Raw genomic sequence first — 17,909 nt, 5'->3', positions numbered from 1 at the left:
GTGGTACCGCTCGCCGAAACGTGGGCCAGCGAAGCGGTGTTCGGGGTGTGGAACAGTGCTTACGCGCGGGTGCCCAGCTGGAGTCGCGCAGCCCAACATATCGCCGAACATCCCAACTTCACCAAGATTCTCGAACGCCCGACCGAAGCGCATCGACAACGAAAACCGCCGACGTCGCCACGGCTTGGGTTGAGTGCTCCGATCGTCCGGTCTCGCCGTTCGCGCAGCAGTTCTGAACGGCGTGTCCGTCGCTGAATGTGGCGAAAAATTCCCATTACGCCAGTAACCTTCAGGCGCGCCCGCTGCTGCCAAGCGGGGTTCAGTCGAGCACACCGAGGCGATCGCGCAACCAATCGTCGATGTCGTTCAGAGCCGCCCGAGCCATCGACGTTGAGTGCCCGCTGAAGGCATGTGGTGAGGCAGGGTAGAGGCGTAGATCGACCTCGACGCCGGCGGCCGCGAGTCGTGTTGCCATAACCAAGTTGTCCTCCAAGAGGATGTCTTCGGTGCCGATCACGAGCATGACGGGCGGTAAGTCGTCGAGGTCAGCGAATGCGGGTGACAGATCTGGGTGGGTCCGGTCAGGTGCATCACCGGCGTACGCGCCGAGGAAGTACTCATCTGCGATCAACCTGCCCGCTGGTGTTTGTGCGGAAAGGTCGTATGTTCCACATTGGAGTACGCCTCCGCTGAAGACTTCGAGGCCACGGTCGCGGAATCGGAGAAGGGTTGCCATGGCCAAGGTCGCGCCGGCGGAGAAGCCGACCACTGCGAGGTTCGTTGTGCCGAAACGTGCTTGGGCATGCTCGGCCAGCCAGAGCGCGGCGGTTTCGCAGTCGTCAGCTGCGGCCGGCCATGGGTTCTCGGGCGCGAGGCGGTAGTCGACGCTCACCACAGCGACCCCGAGCGTCTCCACAAGTCGACGGTTGCGGATGTCGCCGCCGGCCGCTGAGCCCATGAAGAAGCCACCGGTGTGGATTTCGAGGATCACGCCGGAGGGCGGCCGTCCGGCGGGGCTGTGGATCCTCACGGGAACGGTTGCGCCATCGGCCGACACCTGCTCGAGGTGCGGCGGCGGTTCGCAGACCGCCGGGGCGGGTGCTTGCAACCGGAAAGCCCGCAACTCGTCGACGTTACGTGCGCCGCGGCCGGACTGTCGGCGGGCATAAAAGGCTCGCGACTCATCGGCCAGGGACCAGAGCTCAGGATCGATCATTGAAGATAAGTCGAACCGCACGAGTCAACAGTAGATCCATCGTTGGTTCTACCCGAAGGTCGGGCATGAATCACTAAGGAGTGTGCGAGACAACGATCGAATGGCCTCCTTAGCCCGCTGTCGAGGGGTCCTCGGTCGGGAGTGGAGTTGACTCGGGCATGTTGTTCGGTCACAGTCTGGCGCTGAGGCATCGTGCAAGCTTGCTGGTTTACTGGGTCCAAATCCGAGCGCCATCAGTACTTCTGTCCGCACCGGGTCGGACAGTCCGGCTCCGAAGGCTGCGAGCACGTCCCGGGTGATCGAGGTCTCCATTTCGCGAACACACCGCCTCACTGTTGACGGGCTTTTAGATCACGTCTGGGTTGTTGCCAGATTCAACGAAGTCGGTCCAGTGGGGAATGCGGACTGTTCTGGGGGAGAGGTGCCGACGACCGCCGCCGGTCATCTCGTTGTCGAGGTACTCAAGCAGATTGGCTCCGTAGTAGATGATGTCTGTTTGCCATACAGAGAACACCGGCGACCCGGAAGGTGAGGGAGCTGCAGGTGTCATGCGATGGGCGTAGATAGGTATGAGGCGCGGCCATTTCGCGAACTCTCGCCGCACCACGGCGGCAACATCGGCGGCGGTCGTCGGTCTGGGGCCCCACGAGGCGCCCCAGAACGGCGGATCCTGGTGCAGGGCGTCATAAATCAGTCCACTGACGGCCTGGTCGAGAAGTAAGCGCAGACATCTGTCGTCACCGTCTCGCCAATTGGGCCAGCGGTCACCGAGCGGCAACGCCGTCGCAAGCAAACTACGATGGTCAGGGTTGAAATCGACTCCGTAGTGTGCCGCGATCTCGTTGAACTCGGTGTCGGTGAGACCCGGACCGAGTTCAACTCCCGCTGTCCGGAGGATCCCCACTGCATGGTCTCCAACGCCTTTCGCCGCCCCCACGTGGCGAGTATCGCAGAGCGTTGCCCATCATGGCGTCACCTGGCGAGAAAAGTCTTCACGCTTTTGCTGATGTCGGTGGGCGGGCACGGCCCAATCAGCGCATAGTCATGCTTACTTGACATATAGTTCAGGTCTCGAATCCACCCGTTGTCCTGCAACGTGTTTCGTTAGAAAAGACGAAAGCCCGTGGTGTACCGACGGTGTAGGGGAGACCATCAAGTCCTCGGCGATTTGTTGAGTCGCCAGGCCTGCGGCGATGCGTTCTGCGACTTGTGCTCGCGTGGGTACAACCTCATCCCGGACTATGACAAGCCGTTCCGCCGGAATCACCCTTCTCCAACTATAGTGGTGATACTCTAACTTTAGTTAGAGAAGGGGGTTGACCATGCAGCTCAGCAAGCCGTTCGCCACGGTAACGCCGACGTTGGATGGCGACGTGCTCGCGGTCCTGGCGAGCGCGGAGGTCACGTTCACGATCAGCCAGGTCCAGCGCATCCTGAACACCGCGTCGGGGGAAGGTATCCGCAAGGTCCTCAACCGGCTCACCGCTCAGGGCGTGGTGCTGCACGACGAGGTGGGTCGGACCCACACATACCGCCTCAACACCGACCACCTTGCGGCCGAGCCGATCATTCGACTGTCGCGGCTGCACTCCACGTTCCTAAGACGCCTCGAACAGCACCTGGACGAGTGGGGGACCGCGCTGCGCTACGCCGCGGTGTTCGGGTCGGCCGCGACCGGGCGCATGAAGCTCGACAGCGACATCGACCTGTTCCTGGTGCGCGGGACCGACTCCGACGATGAGAGGTGGGAGCAGAGGCTGACCGAACTCGCCCGGCTGGTCACCGCGTGGACTGGAAACGACAGCCGCATCGTCGAGTACGCCGAGGATGAGTTCCGCGCCGCGGCCATCGCCGGTGAACCCCTGCTCGACGACGTGTCGAAGCAGGGACTGACTGTCGCGGGCACACGGGCCTGGCTCAATACCCAACTGCGCTCGGCGAGGAGGTCCTGATGGCGGGACAGCGGAACTGTGACTCCGTGGTCACCGCGGGGCGTATGTCCAAAGCGAACGAGTTCTTCGCCGCTGCGGAACGCCTCGGCGAGGAGATGCCCAACGCTGCCGGGGACCTCTACGTGGACGCCGGAATCGCCGCTTCGGACGTCATCTGTTGCATACGCCTCGGCGTGCACTCCAACACCGGTAGTCACAGCGAGGCCGTCGCCATGCTCAAGCGGGCGGACGGCGGATCTGAGCGTCACCTGAACGTCCTGCTCAACTTGAAGAACAAGGCTGCCTACACGCACCAGCACCTGACCGCTGTGGAGTTGAAGAAGATGAACCGCGCGGCCGAGCACTTGGTCGAGGCGGCCAAGCGTGCACTGGCCGCCCGCGGATAGTTCGCGGACCCCCGGCCACCAGTTCAACCCGCATCTGGGCGTGAAGGCGTCCGACCTCATCCCGGACTAGCCCTGAGCGCTGAGCGCTGCATTCCCACCGATCTCGGAGAGCCCGTAGGCGCTGCGGGCGTCGGTTGCCGCACACTCCAACTCCAAACGCGTCGTGGGGTACTGAACCTGCCCACCGGCCCATAGTCAATGCCAGTGTAATCGGTTGTCTACCGGCAACTTTCGACCACTACGCCCAGAAATAATCTCTCGGACTCGACGAGCCGATGCAAAATGGCGATCCGCCGCGGCGAAGATTGTTTCGCGATTCTGTTGCGCGTCGGCGCGTTCTTTGCGTCACGGCCGTCTCGACGCCGACAACGGTGAGTGACCGGACCTCTATCTCGGCCTGCGTACACGGGTCCTCTGGGTTGCCTCGGCCGACGAACGTGCCGACGACGCCCAGGACAAAGGCCAGGGGGATCGACACGAGACCGGGACTCGACAGCGGGAGCCACGCGAAATCCGCACCCGGAGAACATCGACGACGACGAACCCGAGACCGCCGGAGAAAGCACGATCAAGTTCAGACTTGGCGCTTCTCTGCGCAAACGTCCAGGAATGCCGTCCCCTGCTGGCGGCGCCGCTGAGCCGCAGCCTTGGCCTTACGCCTGTTGAGTTTTGCGCGCCGCCGCCAGCGATTGCCGCAGCGCTTCAGCGAGACGGTCGAGGTCGTTATCCGCTGTCGTCCAATTGGAGAAGGACACGCGTATCGCCGCTCGACCGTGCCATTCGGTTCCCGCGACCCACGCCTCTCCGCTGCGGCGCACGAGTTCTGCCACACGCCAAGTGCGCTCGTCGCTGTCGTCAGCGCGGATCAGGACCTGGTTGAGCACCACGTCGTTGCATACGGAGAAGCCGTCGGTGGCTTGCATCGTCTCGGCCAGGCGGCGGGCATGCTCGCAGCAGCGTTCGATCAGTTGTCGCAACCCCAGCCTGCCTAGCGAGGCGAGCGCTGCGTAGACAGGTACCGCGCGTGCACGCCGGGACATCTCGGGCACCAGGACGCCGGGCTCGCGCTCGCTACTCGTGGGCAGATAGCTGGTGTTGGCACCTAGTGCGGAGCGAGCAGCTTGGGGGTCGGCGACAATGGCCAGGCCGCAGTCGTAGGGGACGTTGAGCCACTTGTGTGCGTCGGTCGACCACGAATCGGCCAACTCGACACCTCGAACGAGTGCCGACAGTCGCGGCGATGCGCTAGCCCAAAGTCCGAATGCGCCGTCGACGTGAACCCAGCCGCCGTGCTTGTGGGTCGCCGCGACGATCTCTGACATTGGGTCGCACGCTCCGGAGTTCACGTTGCCGACCTGCGCGCACACGATGGCGGGGTCGGAGTCGGCGGCGAGCGCGTCGGCGAGCGCGTCGGCTCTCATCGCTCCTTGTGCGTCGACCGCCACGCGCTCGACGCGGCGCGATCCAAGACCGATCATCTGCAACGCCTGCAGTACGGAGGGATGGACCTCGTCGCCCACGAGTACGCGAACACGGGGCGCCTGGGCGAGCCCATCGGCCTCAACGTCCCAACCTTGCCGCGCCAAGAGAACGTGCCGTGCGGAAAGCAACCCGACGACGTTTCCCGCCGTGGCTCCGGTGACGAACCCGACCGCCGCGCGCGTGGGCAACCCAAGACCGTCGAGAACCCAGCGCTCGGTGACGGCATCGATCGCAGCGCCGGCCGGCGACGACATCCGGCTGTACGCGGTCTGGTCCCAGGTCGATACCAGCCAGTCGGCAGCCAGGGCCGCGGGTAGCGTTCCTCCGACGACGAGGCCGAAGTAGCGAGGGCCGGCGCACGCAATGGTTGCCGGACCGAGAGTGGCGGCCAATCGCTCGACTACCGTGACCGCATTCGTACCTTGGTCGGGCAACGGCCCGCTCAGTGCGTCGACGACCTCGTCATAGCTCGTACTCGCATCGACCGGCCGGTGTGGCATTCCCTGCAGGTATTCGGTCGCCAGTTCCAACGCCCTTGGCAGAGCCGCGTACACGTCGTCGGTTCCAACCGGGGCGGAATGCTGATCCATTGAAACCATCCTCGCTCTCGAGTTCGTGTCGTGCGAGCGTCGACCTCACCGATGCCGACCTGGCAGCGGATTCACTTATCGAAGCGACTCCAGTGGCCGTCAAGCCAACCCAGAATTGGCAATGGGTCAAGCCTGCCAGACGCCGCCGCAGTCCGCGATGTGTCCCTACCTGCGGCATGTCCAGTTTACTTGACATAATGTTTCTTATCGGCGTCGGCGTGAGGGAAGTTGAGACTGGTGGTGACCAGTTTCTCCTCGTTCGCTGCGTGTACCGATATGACGAGTTCGCTTCGCTGCACGCATGAAACCTTGCGCACCCTTAACGGCGCGCCTGTGGCCTGGCTTCGCCTCGAACTACCGCTCACGGTTTACAGCGCGGGCTCGATGCGAACCGCGGCGGCGTGCTGAATTCGTGTGGCCGAGCTTTGGGTTGGCCGCGCGTACTGCCCAAAGTCCTGCGTCTACGGTCGCCCAAGGCTGTGTGTGACGACATGCCTGGGTTCTCGCCTAGGTGGCACGGCCCTGCGGCACATCTAGGCAGGCGCCCGCTCCACTCGTTTCGTCACACGTGACGAAACACTAGGGCGCGGCGGGCGCGAGGCTACTCGTAGTCAGAGCCCTCCGCCTGAACCTCAAGATGTGCAAGCATGGCTTTTGCTGCTTCGAGCTCCTGGCTCAACTCGTCAATCCTTTTCTGGGCCGCCGTCCGTGCCGACTCGATCACTGCATTGACGGCTTGGATTGCGGCGTCGTCACCGAGCACCTGCATCGCTCGCGCCACCCGGTCTGAGGTGACCTCGGTGGCCTTGCCCTGCTTCTTGGTTCCGTGCGACAACGACACCGTCCACGCGGTGTCGCCAGCCGACGTGATGGTGACACTTACTGCGCTGGAAGGTTTAGGGCGTCGCACCGGTTTTGGCGGCGCAGGGTTCGGTTGCGCCGATGTTGGTTTCGCAGGTTCGGATGTCGTCTTTGCCTGCGATGCAATGGGTTTCGGTGCGGTCGACGCGCCTGATGGTCTGGGTGATGCGGGCGTCGCCTTGACCGGCCGCTGGCGCGCTGGTGTCGGTGTTGCTGCCGTCCGGGTCTTCAGCAGTTCATCGGCCTCGAACGGCAATTGGTCGTCGACACCTTTCGGCCGCACTGTCACCGTCGACCCGTCGACGGATATCACACGCGCTGATGCTCCCGCGGGCAGATCAAGCGATGGCATCGGATCACGGAGGTAGACGGTGACCCGCTTGCCGGCGGTAAGTGCCGTGGTCAGCGATGCCAGGTCCTCGGTACTCAGTCCGGTCTTTCCGCGCGCGTTCATCGTGACCATATTCGCACATGTGTGCGAATAATGCGACCATGGCAGCCGAGCGGAGTCCCAATCAGGTCATCGACCGGCGGCCGTCAGGCGACATGACCGATGGGCCGGCAAATCGACGGTGCTTGTCCGCTAAAATCCCGATGGCGAAAGACCCGTTCTACCGGAGAGGCGTTGTGATGACATCTATTGATCCGAGTCTCGCAAATGTGCGATACATCGTCACTGACGTGGATGCTGCGATCGCCTTCTATACCGAACACTTCGGCTTCACTCTGCGTTACAGCGCAGCTCCCGCATTCGCCGATGTGGTTCGAGGTCCCCTGCGTCTGTTGCTCTCCGGGCCGACGAGTTCCGGCGCACGCACCCAGCCGGACGGTGCAGTGCCTACCGCGGGCGGTTGGAACCGGATCCATCTGATCGTCGAAGATTTGGCCGCGGAAATCGACCGACTTCGAGCTGCCGACGTCCCATTTCGCAGTGACATCGTGAGCGGCCCGGGAGGTCAGCAAATTCTCGTCTCTGACCCCTCAGGCAATCTGGTCGAGCTGTTCCAGCCTGCGTGACTCAGACCTCCAGACTCGAAGTCACTGCTCCTCGAAGCAGCAGATAGCCAGGGTTTTCGCTCGCGGGCAGACGAGCCCGCGGAACGTCCACCGATGCCGGCGGCCGGCCGGCTGATCGCCGACCATGCGCCGGCACGTCGGTAGACACTGCCGTTCCTTGAGCTGAACGTGAGGCACGCCCTCACCGCTTCTCTAGCGCGGCACGTGCCGGGCCGGTGTACTCGCGGCCGGTACGTCTCACTCGCGCAATCGACGCTCCCTATCGCCATCGCTCCGGCTCGTCTGCTCGGAGAAACTGACTCCAGACCGCCTCGGTACGAGGCAGCCACGAGCGGGTCCTGATAGTTCTGGCCCGTTCCGAAGGACGGAGTGCTTCGATGACCGCCACCACGACGCCACCACAGGCACCAGCGTCTCTGAAGGCGCGGATGCAGACGTTCATCACGGACGAAGTGATCCCGGTCGAGATCGACGTCATCCGCAACAACCTGCGGGTAACCGACGACATGCGTCTCGACCTTCAGGAAAAAGCGCGAGCTGCAGGAGTTTTCGGTCCGCTGTCCTCGCGTGAACATGGTGGGTTGGATCTGAGTTTGACGGAAGTGATCGACGTGATGGAGGTGGCGGGCACCAGCCTCCTCGGTCCGATCTCGGTGAACTGCTCGGCACCGGACGACGGCAACATCCATCTCTTGGAGCACGCCGGAACACCGGAGCAGAAGGAGCGGTACCTCGCTCCCCTGGCGTCCGGCACGGTTCGATCGTCAATTGCGATGACAGAACCTGCGCCCGGCGCCGGCTCGGATCCGTCGATGCTCATGACTTCTGCGCTACAGACGTCGACCGGATGGATCATCAACGGAGACAAGCACTTCACCACCGGAGCAGATGGCGCGGCGTTTTTCATCTGTATTGCCGACACTGCGCACGGCGCCACGATGTTCATCGTCGATGCCGACAACCCCGGTGTCGAGGTCGTGGAACGGATGACCACGCTCGACCGATGTGTACCCGGCGGACACTGCATTGTTCGTTTCGCCGACTGCGAGGTCGGTGACGACGCGCGCCTCGGTGAGGTGGGTAGCGCGATGGTCTACGCGCAGGCCCGTCTTGCTCCCTCCCGTGTCATCTTCTGCGTCAATTGGCTGGGCGTCGCGATCCGGGCTCATCACCTGGCCTGCCGGCATGTGACCAAGAGGACCTCATTCGGATCACCGATTGCGGAGAGCGGCTTTGCACAGGCAATGATCGCGGACACCGAAATCGACATTGCGGCGAGCCAGGGGCTGATCCGGCGGGCGGCGGAAGTGATCGATGCTCAAGGGCCCGCTGCCTCTGATGCTCGTCATGCCGCGTCGGTGGCCAAAGCATTTGTGGCAGAGGCGGTGTGGCGCATCCTCGATCGTGCTGTCCAGCTGCACGGCGGGCTCGGCGTCTGTGAGGACCACCTGGTTGCCAGGTTCCTGGTGGAGGCCAGGGCATTTCGGATCTACGAGGGACCGACGGAGGTGCTGCGCTGGTCGATTGCCCGGCGTGCACTACGCCGGCTACCCAACTGACCAACATCGACTCCAGGAGAATAATGTCAACCAGCACCACAGTTCCTGTCGGCAGCTTCGGCGCGGCTTTCGGCGACATCGACTACGCCGATCCCGACTTCGAAGCGCTCCGATCACGCTCTGACGAGATCGTGCCCTTCGGCAAGCATGTGGGCACCACGATCACCGTACTGACCCCAGAACACGCCATAGTCGAAATTAGCGGCGAGGCATCGGGTATGAACCACATGGGTACCGTGCATGCGGGCGCGATCTACACGGCGGCGGATATCGCAGGCGCGGCCGCATTTGTCGGCGCCGCCGCGACCAAGCTGAACACAATCGAACGTCTCGTGCTCAAGTCCGCCACGGCGTCGTACCGCAAGCCTGCGATGGGTGTCCTGCGAACCGTCGCGACGGTCGACGAGCGCGAACTCAGGGTCATCACGTCGTCGGTCAGCACCGGCCGTCACGACATCTCGGCCAAAGCGGTGGTCTTGAACGCCGACGACGTCACCGTTGCGAAGTTCACGTTCGAGTACGTGTGCGATGTGGTGCACGGAGAGGTCGTCCGATGACGCAGACAACCGGGCGTCCGGACGCGTTCAAACAGCAGGAGTCGATCGTCGTCGAGCCGGTACCGGGCATCACGATCACCCTGCGTGTCTGGCCCACGACCGACGCGCAGGCACCCGTTGTCCTGATCATCCCCGCGATGGCGATGAAGGCCAAGCACTATGCGCCCTTGATCAAAGCACTCAACAAATCTGGCGTGCAGGTTGCCACCTGTGATCTCCGTGCGCAAGGTGAAGCGCGGCCGGCACTCGCGGACTGTCCCGACTTCGGTTACCGAGAGATGCTCGAAGAAGATCTCCCCGCGATCATCGACGCTGTTTGTCAGCGATTCGAGGCGACCCGGATACACCTCTTCGGACACAGCCTCGGTGGCCAGCTGGCTCTGCTGCGAACCGCTGCACAAGGCACGCAGGGCCCGGTCGCCTCTGTCACGATCATCGGGACCGGCACCGTCTTCTGGCGCGCATTCGGGCCTCGACGCTGGATCGAGGCGCTGTCGACCATCCAGTGGATCGGGCTGCTGGCTCGAGTCAAGGGATCCTGGCCGGGCGGGATCCTGATACCTGGTCCGATGGCCGGCGGAGTGATGATCGACTGGTCGCGGCATTCGTTGACCGCCCGTTACAGGCCGAAGGGCACCAAGCTGAACTACGACGAGCTCATCAGCAAGCTCGACCTCCCGGTGCTGGCCATCTCGCTGGACGACGACACCCTCGGGCCGAAATCGAACGTCGACTTCCTGGTGCGGAAGCTGTCTTCTGCCAAAGTAACTCGCTGGCACATCGAAGGCGACTCTTCGATCACCCATCGCGGTCACGTCGATTGGCTGGCCGATTCGCGACTGCTGGCGCCCGTGGTGCGACAGTGGATCGAGACCGGCGAGCTCGCCACACCCGGGCCCGTCGAATGAGCGAACTGTTCCTCGATGGGGTGACCAAGCGATTCGACGGGACGACGGTACTCGAGTCGATTGATCTGACCGTACCGAGCGGCGAGTTCATGGTGCTCCTGGGACCGAGCGGATGCGGCAAATCGACTCTGCTGCGCATCATCGCCGGTCTGGAGACACCGACCGAGGGAAGCGTGGTGATCGATGGCACCGATGTCACAGAAGTACCACCCCGAGAACGCAATCTGGCGATGGTGTTCCAGAGTTACGCGCTGTACCCACATCTGACGGTGGCAAAGAACATCGCTTTCCCCCTGCGTACCGCAAAAGTGGCCAAGCAAGAGGCAAAACAAACGGTCGACCGCGTGGCCGCTTCGCTGGGCCTGACGGAACTACTCGACCGGCGACCGGGACAGTTGTCGGGCGGTCAGCGACAGCGTGTCGCATTGGCACGGGCCATGGTTCGCGATCCGGGCGCGTTCCTGATGGATGAACCACTGTCGAATCTGGACGCCCGACTGCGTGCGGTCACCCGTACCGAGCTCATCGAACTGCACAAGCGCGTCAACAAGACCTTCCTGTACGTCACCCATGACCAGGTCGAGGCGATGACGATGGCTGACCGAATTGCGCTGCTGAACAAGGGGCGTGTCGAGCAGGTCGGTACTCCCGAGGAGCTGTACGACACCCCCCAGTCGGTGTTTGTCGCAGCTTTCCTCGGCGCCCCACCGATGAACCTCATAGACGTCGACATCGTGGCCCAAGCCGGTCGACTGGTTGCTCACGTCGGAAAATCGGTTGTGCCCCTCGGCATCGAGGCCACGCAGGCAGAGGTGAACACCGCTCGCTTGACCCTCGGTGTCCGGCCCGAGCGTCTCCGACTGGACGACCGCTTCGAGGGGCGCGTCCAGGACCCGGCCAGCAACGTGGTGCGACTTCCTGCCGTGGTGACGCTCACCGAAAATCTCGGTGGGGACGTCCTGCTGCACTGCTCGGTCAACTCGGTCGCGCTGTGCGCCCGGGTGTCTCGGATCGGCGGTGTTCGCGACCTCACCATCGGATCAGAGATCACTCTTGTCGCGGACAGCTCTGATCTTCATCTCTTCGATCCCGAAAACGGCCGGAGGCTGCAGTGGCAGCACCCGGCGGCACGACCCGTCCATCCTCAACTCTCTTTTACGTAGGAGCACTGCCGTGAAGGCCAGACTCAAGATCGCCGTGCCGTTGATCGCGTCACTGTTGACGCTCACCGGCTGTTTGTCGAGTACGTCGGACGAAACAGAAACCTCAGCCATTCCCGAATTGGCGGACGACCAGAAGGTCTCGATCGTCTTCGAGAGCTACAACTACGGACTGGCGGGTGCGTGGACGGACACGTTCAACAGCTTGCTCGCAGACTTCTCCAAAGAGCATCCGAACATCACCGTCACCCCGCAGAAGCCGGCTGGAAACAGCCCCAATCCGGCCACTGACACCATTTCCAGCATCCGCAATCAGATGACCGCCGGCAATCCCCCTGACGTTGCACAGCTGGGATTCTCCGATCTCGACTTCACGGTGAATCAACTCCAGGCAAAGTCGCTGGATCAATTGGTCGGCGAAGAGGCAGTGGACAAGAACTTCGAGGGCACCACGCATCCGTTCGCTCCGACTGCCCGAACCTTGAGCGACTGGGACGGCCAGACGTACGGCGTTCCGTTCGTCTTCTCGACGCCGGTGTTCTACTACAACGCAACACTTTTCCAGCAAGCCGGCCTGGACCCGAACAACCCGCCGCGTACCTGGGACGAAGTTGCGGTCGCTGCCAAGACCATTGCTGACAAGACGGGCAAGGGCGGTGCCTACATCGACTGCCTGACCAAGGCCGCAAAGGATTGGTGCTTCCAGAGTCTCGTGCGCTCGAACGGTGGCCGGGTGATCTCCGAGAACCGGGACGCGCTGACATTTGCCGATCCGGCTGCGGTCGAGGTGGTCAGCATGGCACAGCAGATGGTCAACTCGGGAGCCACTCCCAAGCTGACACAAAAGCAGGGTTATGAAGCATTTGCTCGCGGCGAGATGGGAATGCTACTGGAGACAAGCGCCATTCAGGATCAGTTTGTCAAGGGTGCCAAAGACAAATGGGACCTGCGATCCACGACGATGCCGAGCTTCGGCGACAAGCCCGTCGTGCCGACCAACTCCGGTGCGTCGCTGTTCATCTTCTCGCAGGACCCCGCCAAACAGCGTGCTTCGTGGGAGCTGATCAAGTTCCTCACCAGCGAACAGGCCTACGTCAAGATCTCCAGTGGCATCGGCTATCTCCCGCTGCGCACAGGTTTGATGGACGACCCGGCCGGGTTGCAGGAGTGGGCGGCCCAGAACCCGCTCCTCGAGCCGAACCTGGAGCAGCTGAAGTCGATGGAACCGTGGATCTCGATGCCCGGCAATGAATACCTGCAGATTCGGGACGGCGTGATGTCTGCCGTGGAGTCCGCGGTGTTCCAGGGTGCCGATCCGGCGACCGCCTTGACGGCCGCGCAGGAGCAGGCGAACACGCTTCTGCCGGTGTCATGACCGGGCCCGACCACACCGTCATCCAGCTCACCGACACGCATTTGAGCGGCGGCGGCGATCTGATGCACGGGATGATGGACACAACACGGAATCTGCGTAAGGTTCTCAACCACCTAGACGCGTGGGAAGGGTCGGTGGACGCGATCATCGTGTCCGGCGATCTCGCCGACGCAGGGTCTCCCGAGGCTTACCGAACGCTGCGGACGATGTTGGAGCCCACTGCGGCGAGGCTCGGCGCCACGCTGTGTTACGCGATGGGAAATCACGATGACCGCGCCGGGTTCCGCATCGGCCTGGACTTGAGTCGCAATGGGTCGACCGACCTCGGCGCGCCGTTCGATGCGGTCCATCACATCGGTGGACTGCGCATTGTGATACTCGACAGCACCACGCCGGGGCGTCATGACGGCAGTCTCGAGGATGTCCAGCTGGACTGGCTGGCAAAGGTATTGGAGGACAGGGCCCCGCGCGGAACGCTGCTGGTGATGCACCATCCGCCGGTTCGGTCGCCGGTCGCCACGGTCGACTTCCTTCGGCTGACGGATCCGAGCGCGCTCGAGTCGGTCATCGCCGGCTCGGATGTGCGGATGATCCTCTGCGGCCATGCGCACTACACCGGTGCCTCGGCGATATCGGGCATCCCGGTCTGGATCGGGCCGCCGCTGTCGTACCGCACCGATCCGGTACCGCCGCAGGGAAGGCACCGGGCGGGTGTCGGTTTCGGGTTCAGCCGAATCGACCTGTTCGGTGAATCTGCGGTTGCCACGTCCGTCGACGTCGTCGGCGTGGAGGATGTGTACAGCGAACCGCAGTCGGTGGCCCTCGAACGACTGTGGTCGCTCACCCCGAACGCGAACTGATCCACGATGTTCGTTCCGGTCCAGACACCGACGCCCGTACACAGTTCGACGACCACCCCGGTACCGCCTGTGCGGTCCCGGCGGTGGTCGCGGCTCACGCGGGGCGTCGTGCCCTATCTGTACCTCACCCCGGCGTTGATCCTCTTGGTGGTGTGGACCTACCGGCCGCTTGTCCAAGCGGTGCAGTTGTCCACCGTGTCATGGAACCTCCTTCCGGCAAGTCCCATGAAGTCGGTGGGCACCGACAATTACGAGCAGTTGTTCGAACTGCCGGCACTCGGTGATGCCGTGTGGCTGACGGTTGTACTCATCATCGGTCTGCTGCCGTTCACCGTGGTGGTTCCGGTCGTGATCGGGTTCGCGATGCGGGGTGTCTCGGTACGAAGCTCGCGGATCTACCAGGGGTTCATCTTCGCGCCCTTCCTGGTGGCGCCGGTAGCAGGGGCAGCAGTGTGGCGCTGGCTGCTCGATCCCAGTGGCGGAATCGTCAACAGGGTCTTGGGAACCGACCACAACTGGATCTACGACAAGAACACGGCGCAACTGGCGATCATCGTCATCACCGGATGGCACTTGATCGGATTCGCGGTGCTGGCAGTGGCCGCCGGTCTCGCCGGCATCAGCTCGGATTACGACGAGGCCGCACAGCTCGACGGAGCAACCCGGCTCCAGATCGGCCGGCGGATCACCCTGCCACTGCTGTCGCCGACTCTCGTGTTCCTCACTCTCATGACCATCCTGCTCAGCGCCCAGTGGAGTTTCCCGCTGATCGACACCCTGACCCAGGGTGGGCCGGCCGGTGCGACCACAAACATCTATTACCTCCTCTGGGACTACGGATTCCACTCATTCAATGCCGGCCTGAGCGCGGCGGCAGGCATCGTCCTGTTCCTCGGATTCGGCGTTGTCGCCGGCTTCTTGGTCTGGCTGTCGGAACGGATCACCTTCCATGACAACTGACAGCATGTTGAAGGCAGAGGACACGGCGGAGCCTGTCCGTCCTCCCCTGCCGACATCGCCCGCCTCGACCGTGGGCGCGGGGCGTGGTGTGCTCGCGCGCATCTGGGGGCACCTCACACTGGCGGTCATCGCACTCGCGTGTATGTTCCCGATCTACTGGCTGGTCGCGACGTCGCTCCGACGGCCCGGCGACGTCAGCTCTTTGACGCCACTGCCGTGGCCGCTGTCGGTCGAGAACTATTTCGACGCCGCCGACAAAGTCGATGTGACGAGGTTGATGCTCAACACTTTTGGTGTTGCGCTTGCATCTACCTGCGGCCAGCTTCTCATCGCCATCCTCGCGTCGTACGCGTTTGCGGTCTACCGGTTCAAGTTCCAGGGCCTGCTGTACCTGGCGTTCGTCGGCACGTGGTTGGTGCCTTACCAGGTCACCATGCTGCCGAATTACTTTCTGCTGAACCAGTTGGGGCTGCTCAACACGCTGTCCGGGGTGGTTGTCCCAACTCTCAGTTCAGCGCTCGCCGTCCTGATGATGCGCACGCACATGTCCGGGTTCCCGAAGGAACTGATCGAAGCGGCACGGATGGACGGACGGTCCTCGTGGTCGATCCTGTGGACAGTCGTGGTTCCGAACCTGCGCCCGGCGTTGGCGGCGCTGGCCATCTTGTTGTTCATCAACTCCTGGAACGAGTACTTCTGGCCCGCAGTGGTACTCCAATCCAGCAACGACGTCTTGCAACTCGGCCTGCGGAGTTTCATGGGCACCGAAGGCGATCAGTGGGGGCCGATGATGGCTCTGGCCGGTCTGGCCTGCCTGCCGATCTTCGTTCTCTATGTCATCCTGCAGCGCCACATCGTCAACGCCTTCGTGCGAAGCGGTCTCAAGTGAATCAGCTCCGGCGATAGCACTGCCCGATCGGTCCATGACAAAGAGCCCCGTCACCCCCGCCGGCGGCGGGCCCGCAGAAGACTGGAACGCGAGATGAGGACACTACAGAGCGCTTCTGCCACCGACATCGACAACTTGCTGCGCGCAGTGTGCGACTACAGCATCAACTATCTGGCCGACGACAACTCCGAGCGTGTGACGGCCCGCGCCGAGCTGGAGGCCTCCTTCGCCGGGCCACTACCGGACCAGGGTCTGGACCCGTGGTCCGTGCTCGGTGAGCTGTTCACCAAAGGTGAACCAGGACTGCTGCATTCAGGTGCTCCGACATTTCTCGGCTTTGTCATGGGAGGCGCATACCCGGTGGCCATAGCCACCGAATGGGTCACCTCTGTGTGGGATCAATGCGGCGCGCTCTACGCAACCAGTCCGACAGCGTCAGTTGTCGAGGAGACGGTGGCGCGGTGGCTGGTCGACATGTTCGGCCTACCGGAGGGCACATCGACCGGTATCACCTCCGGTTGCGCGATGGCCAACCTCAGCGGCTTGGCCGCCGCCCGCCACGCCGTGCTGGCCAGGGCCGGATGGGATGTGGAGCGCCACGGTCTGTTCGGTGCTCCGGTGCCCCGGGTGCTGGTCAGCCGGGGTTGCCACACGACCGTCTATCGGGCGCTTCGGCTTCTCGGCATGGCCGGGCAGATTCACCCCGTGGATGTGGACGATCAGGGCCGGATGTCGATTCCGGCACTGGAAGCGACTCTCGAGAACACAACCGGGCCCTTGATCGTCTGCGGTCAGGTGGGGAACGTCGACTCCGGATCGGTCGACCGGTTGGACACCATCACCGAACTGGCGCATGCACGGGACGGGTGGGTGCATCTCGATGCCGCCTTCGGAATGTGGGCGGCCGCGAGTGCTACTGCGCGACAACATGTCGAGGGTTTGGCGTCGGCCGATTCGTGGGCCACAGACGCTCACAAATGGCTCAACGTGCCCTACGACTGCGGTTTGGTCTTCTGCGCCGATCCCGAGGCCCATCGCGCCGCGCTGCGCACGACTGCCGACTATCTCACCGTCGCACCCGATGGTGCCCGTGATCCCGCCGACTACACACCTGATCTGTCTCGCCGTGCCCGCGGATTGGTGGTGTGGTCCACGTTGCGGCACCTCGGAACACGTGGTGTTGCCGAGCTGATCGATCGGTGCTGTTCGCTGGCAAGGCGATTGGCCGATCAGTTGGTACTCGTCGACGGGATCTCGATAGTCAATGACGTGGTACTGAATCAGGTGCTGGTCGTATTCGACACCGACGACCCTGACGATCCCTCGATTCGTCTCGACCACATCGTCGAAGCCCTGCAACGCGGCGGCACGGGCTGGGCAAGTCCCACCGTCTGGCGCGGCACCCCCACGTTGCGGCTGTCGGTGTGCAACTGGCAGACCACTGCCGAGGACGTAGACGCCTGCGCAGCGGCAATCATCACGGCATACACCGACACCACCGAAAGGCCTTTGGTTCCATGACCATTGCTCAACCTCCATCAACTGATCCCATAGTCACCTCGGACCCCGATCTGGGCGCAGTCGTCGCCACGTTATCCTGCGCCTTCGCCGACGATCCGGTCATCAAGTGGGCCATCCCGGAGGATGTCCCGGAGCGGGCGCGTTACCTGGATGCGTTCTTCGACATCACCACACGGCAGCTGCTCGACAACGGGGGTGCCGTCGCGGCGACGGCGTCCTATGACGGCGTGCTCGTCTGGTCGGGGACGGAGGCAACGAGCGAAGAGGACGACATCGCGGTCCTGGCCGAGTTGGAACAGGCATGCGGACCGTGCGGTCCCAAGGTCAGTACGCTCATGCAAACTCTTGATGCGCACCACCCCACTGATCTTCCGCTGCACGTTCACGCGTTGTACGCGGCGATCCGACCGGAAACCCGCGGTAGCGGAGCGCGCGAGATGTTGATCGGAGCCTTCCGTGAACTCCGTGTCACGCATGGTTTCGGGGTGTACGCCGAGGCTTCGTCGCTGCGCAGCCTCCGGCTGTGGGAACGTCTCGGATCGAAGCGAATCGGCGGCGAGATTACACTTCCCGGGGGCCCCAGCCTGTATCCCATCTTTCGGTCCGCGTAGGCAGG

At 63.2% G+C, this 17,909-nt stretch carries 17 protein-coding genes and 1 pseudogene; 13 read left to right on the top strand and 5 right to left on the bottom strand.

Features of this window, described 5'->3' with window-relative positions:
- Positions 1-319: 319 nt before the first annotated feature.
- Positions 320-1,237, bottom strand: coding sequence for an alpha/beta hydrolase (locus MVA47_RS17250; protein ID WP_374474240.1), 918 nt, complete (start codon positions 1,235-1,237; stop codon positions 320-322).
- A gap of 325 nt (positions 1,238-1,562) precedes the next feature.
- Positions 1,563-2,120 carry a hypothetical protein gene (locus tag MVA47_RS17245; protein ID WP_247208866.1) on the bottom strand — a complete coding sequence of 186 codons (558 nt, stop codon included), beginning with the start codon at positions 2,118-2,120 and terminating at the stop codon, positions 1,563-1,565.
- 418 nt (positions 2,121-2,538) lie between these two features.
- On the opposite strand from MVA47_RS17245, the gene MVA47_RS17240 reads away from it, so the two are divergent.
- Both MVA47_RS17240 and MVA47_RS17235 read left to right on the top strand, forming a co-directional pair.
- Positions 2,539-3,168 (top strand): nucleotidyltransferase domain-containing protein, encoded by a 630-nt coding sequence (locus MVA47_RS17240; RefSeq protein ID WP_247208865.1) that lies wholly within the window; start codon positions 2,539-2,541, stop codon positions 3,166-3,168.
- The gene (locus MVA47_RS17235) at positions 3,168-3,554 is read left to right on the top strand and encodes a hypothetical protein (RefSeq protein ID WP_247208863.1); all 387 of its coding nucleotides are present in this window, start codon (positions 3,168-3,170) and stop codon (positions 3,552-3,554) included. Before MVA47_RS17240 ends, MVA47_RS17235 begins: the two co-directional genes overlap by 1 nt.
- A 343-nt stretch (positions 3,555-3,897) precedes the next feature.
- Here the strand turns inward: MVA47_RS17235 and MVA47_RS17230 are convergent.
- The 3 genes and pseudogenes from MVA47_RS17230 to MVA47_RS17220 all read right to left on the bottom strand — a co-directional run.
- Positions 3,898-4,132, bottom strand: a pseudogene (locus MVA47_RS17230) (cation acetate symporter); the annotation flags it as partial.
- A 75-nt stretch (positions 4,133-4,207) separates the two neighbouring features.
- Complete coding sequence (locus tag MVA47_RS17225) at positions 4,208-5,626, bottom strand: aminotransferase class V-fold PLP-dependent enzyme (RefSeq protein WP_247208861.1); 1,419 nt, start codon at positions 5,624-5,626, stop codon at positions 4,208-4,210.
- 601 nt (positions 5,627-6,227) lie between these two features.
- Positions 6,228-6,950 (bottom strand): DUF6319 family protein, encoded by a 723-nt coding sequence (locus MVA47_RS17220; protein ID WP_247208859.1) that lies wholly within the window; start codon positions 6,948-6,950, stop codon positions 6,228-6,230.
- A 167-nt stretch (positions 6,951-7,117) separates the two neighbouring features.
- Between MVA47_RS17220 and MVA47_RS17215 the strand changes: the two genes are divergently transcribed.
- The 11 genes from MVA47_RS17215 to MVA47_RS17165 all read left to right on the top strand — a co-directional run bounded on the left by MVA47_RS17215 (position 7,118) and on the right by MVA47_RS17165 (position 17,904).
- Entirely contained in the window at positions 7,118-7,504 is a 387-nt protein-coding gene (locus tag MVA47_RS17215; RefSeq protein ID WP_023959116.1) for a VOC family protein, read from the top strand.
- A 377-nt stretch (positions 7,505-7,881) separates the two neighbouring features.
- On the top strand, positions 7,882-9,063 hold the full coding sequence (locus MVA47_RS17210) for an acyl-CoA dehydrogenase family protein (RefSeq protein ID WP_247208858.1): 1,182 nt from the start codon (positions 7,882-7,884) through the stop codon (positions 9,061-9,063).
- Positions 9,064-9,086: 23 nt separating this feature from the next.
- Positions 9,087-9,620 carry a YiiD C-terminal domain-containing protein gene (locus MVA47_RS17205; protein ID WP_247208856.1) on the top strand — a complete coding sequence of 178 codons (534 nt, stop codon included), beginning with the start codon at positions 9,087-9,089 and terminating at the stop codon, positions 9,618-9,620.
- Positions 9,617-10,528, top strand: a complete 912-nt coding sequence (locus MVA47_RS17200) for an alpha/beta fold hydrolase (RefSeq protein ID WP_247208854.1) — start codon at positions 9,617-9,619, stop codon at positions 10,526-10,528. Before MVA47_RS17205 ends, MVA47_RS17200 begins: the two co-directional genes overlap by 4 nt.
- On the top strand, positions 10,525-11,691 hold the full coding sequence (locus MVA47_RS17195; RefSeq protein ID WP_247208853.1) for an ABC transporter ATP-binding protein: 1,167 nt from the start codon (positions 10,525-10,527) through the stop codon (positions 11,689-11,691). Before MVA47_RS17200 ends, MVA47_RS17195 begins: the two co-directional genes overlap by 4 nt.
- A 10-nt stretch (positions 11,692-11,701) precedes the next feature.
- Positions 11,702-13,063, top strand: a complete 1,362-nt coding sequence (locus MVA47_RS17190) for an ABC transporter substrate-binding protein (protein ID WP_247208851.1) — start codon at positions 11,702-11,704, stop codon at positions 13,061-13,063.
- Positions 13,060-13,923: a metallophosphoesterase gene (locus tag MVA47_RS17185; RefSeq protein ID WP_247208849.1), complete on the top strand. Its 864-nt coding sequence runs from the start codon at positions 13,060-13,062 to the stop codon at positions 13,921-13,923. Before MVA47_RS17190 ends, MVA47_RS17185 begins: the two co-directional genes overlap by 4 nt.
- A gap of 6 nt (positions 13,924-13,929) precedes the next feature.
- The gene (locus MVA47_RS17180) at positions 13,930-14,883 is read left to right on the top strand and encodes a carbohydrate ABC transporter permease (RefSeq protein WP_247208847.1); all 954 of its coding nucleotides are present in this window, start codon (positions 13,930-13,932) and stop codon (positions 14,881-14,883) included.
- A 142-nt stretch (positions 14,884-15,025) separates the two neighbouring features.
- On the top strand, positions 15,026-15,772 hold the full coding sequence (locus MVA47_RS17175) for a carbohydrate ABC transporter permease (protein ID WP_247210865.1): 747 nt from the start codon (positions 15,026-15,028) through the stop codon (positions 15,770-15,772).
- 93 nt (positions 15,773-15,865) lie between these two features.
- Positions 15,866-17,293, top strand: coding sequence for a pyridoxal-dependent decarboxylase (locus MVA47_RS17170; protein ID WP_247208846.1), 1,428 nt, complete (start codon positions 15,866-15,868; stop codon positions 17,291-17,293).
- The gene (locus MVA47_RS17165) at positions 17,290-17,904 is read left to right on the top strand and encodes a hypothetical protein (protein ID WP_247208844.1); all 615 of its coding nucleotides are present in this window, start codon (positions 17,290-17,292) and stop codon (positions 17,902-17,904) included. Before MVA47_RS17170 ends, MVA47_RS17165 begins: the two co-directional genes overlap by 4 nt.
- The last annotated feature ends 5 nt before the right edge of the window (positions 17,905-17,909 follow it).

The organism is Williamsia sp. DF01-3 (genome assembly GCF_023051145.1).
Lineage (GTDB): Bacteria > Actinomycetota > Actinomycetes > Mycobacteriales > Mycobacteriaceae > Williamsia.
The sequence above is the reverse complement of the archived record's forward strand: the minus strand, read 5'-3'. Positions and strand labels throughout refer to the sequence as shown.

Bases quoted from the DNA above. Each gene is read 5' to 3' on its own strand.
- MVA47_RS17195 (WP_247208853.1), top strand. From the start codon at position 10,525: ATGAGCGAACTGTTCCTCGATGGGGTGACCAAGCGATTCGACGGGACG.
- MVA47_RS17170 (WP_247208846.1), top strand. From the start codon at position 15,866: ATGAGGACACTACAGAGCGCTTCTGCCACCGACATCGACAACTTGCTG.
- MVA47_RS17165 (WP_247208844.1), top strand. From the start codon at position 17,290: ATGACCATTGCTCAACCTCCATCAACTGATCCCATAGTCACCTCGGAC.
- MVA47_RS17225 (WP_247208861.1), bottom strand. From the start codon at position 5,626: ATGGATCAGCATTCCGCCCCGGTTGGAACCGACGACGTGTACGCGGCT.
- MVA47_RS17185 (WP_247208849.1), top strand. From the start codon at position 13,060: ATGACCGGGCCCGACCACACCGTCATCCAGCTCACCGACACGCATTTG.
- MVA47_RS17235 (WP_247208863.1), top strand. From the start codon at position 3,168: ATGGCGGGACAGCGGAACTGTGACTCCGTGGTCACCGCGGGGCGTATG.
- MVA47_RS17180 (WP_247208847.1), top strand. From the start codon at position 13,930: ATGTTCGTTCCGGTCCAGACACCGACGCCCGTACACAGTTCGACGACC.
- MVA47_RS17220 (WP_247208859.1), bottom strand. From the start codon at position 6,950: ATGGTCACGATGAACGCGCGCGGAAAGACCGGACTGAGTACCGAGGAC.
- MVA47_RS17240 (WP_247208865.1), top strand. From the start codon at position 2,539: ATGCAGCTCAGCAAGCCGTTCGCCACGGTAACGCCGACGTTGGATGGC.
- MVA47_RS17200 (WP_247208854.1), top strand. From the start codon at position 9,617: ATGACGCAGACAACCGGGCGTCCGGACGCGTTCAAACAGCAGGAGTCG.
- MVA47_RS17175 (WP_247210865.1), top strand. From the start codon at position 15,026: ATGTTCCCGATCTACTGGCTGGTCGCGACGTCGCTCCGACGGCCCGGC.
- MVA47_RS17215 (WP_023959116.1), top strand. From the start codon at position 7,118: ATGACATCTATTGATCCGAGTCTCGCAAATGTGCGATACATCGTCACT.
- MVA47_RS17210 (WP_247208858.1), top strand. From the start codon at position 7,882: ATGACCGCCACCACGACGCCACCACAGGCACCAGCGTCTCTGAAGGCG.
- MVA47_RS17205 (WP_247208856.1), top strand. From the start codon at position 9,087: ATGTCAACCAGCACCACAGTTCCTGTCGGCAGCTTCGGCGCGGCTTTC.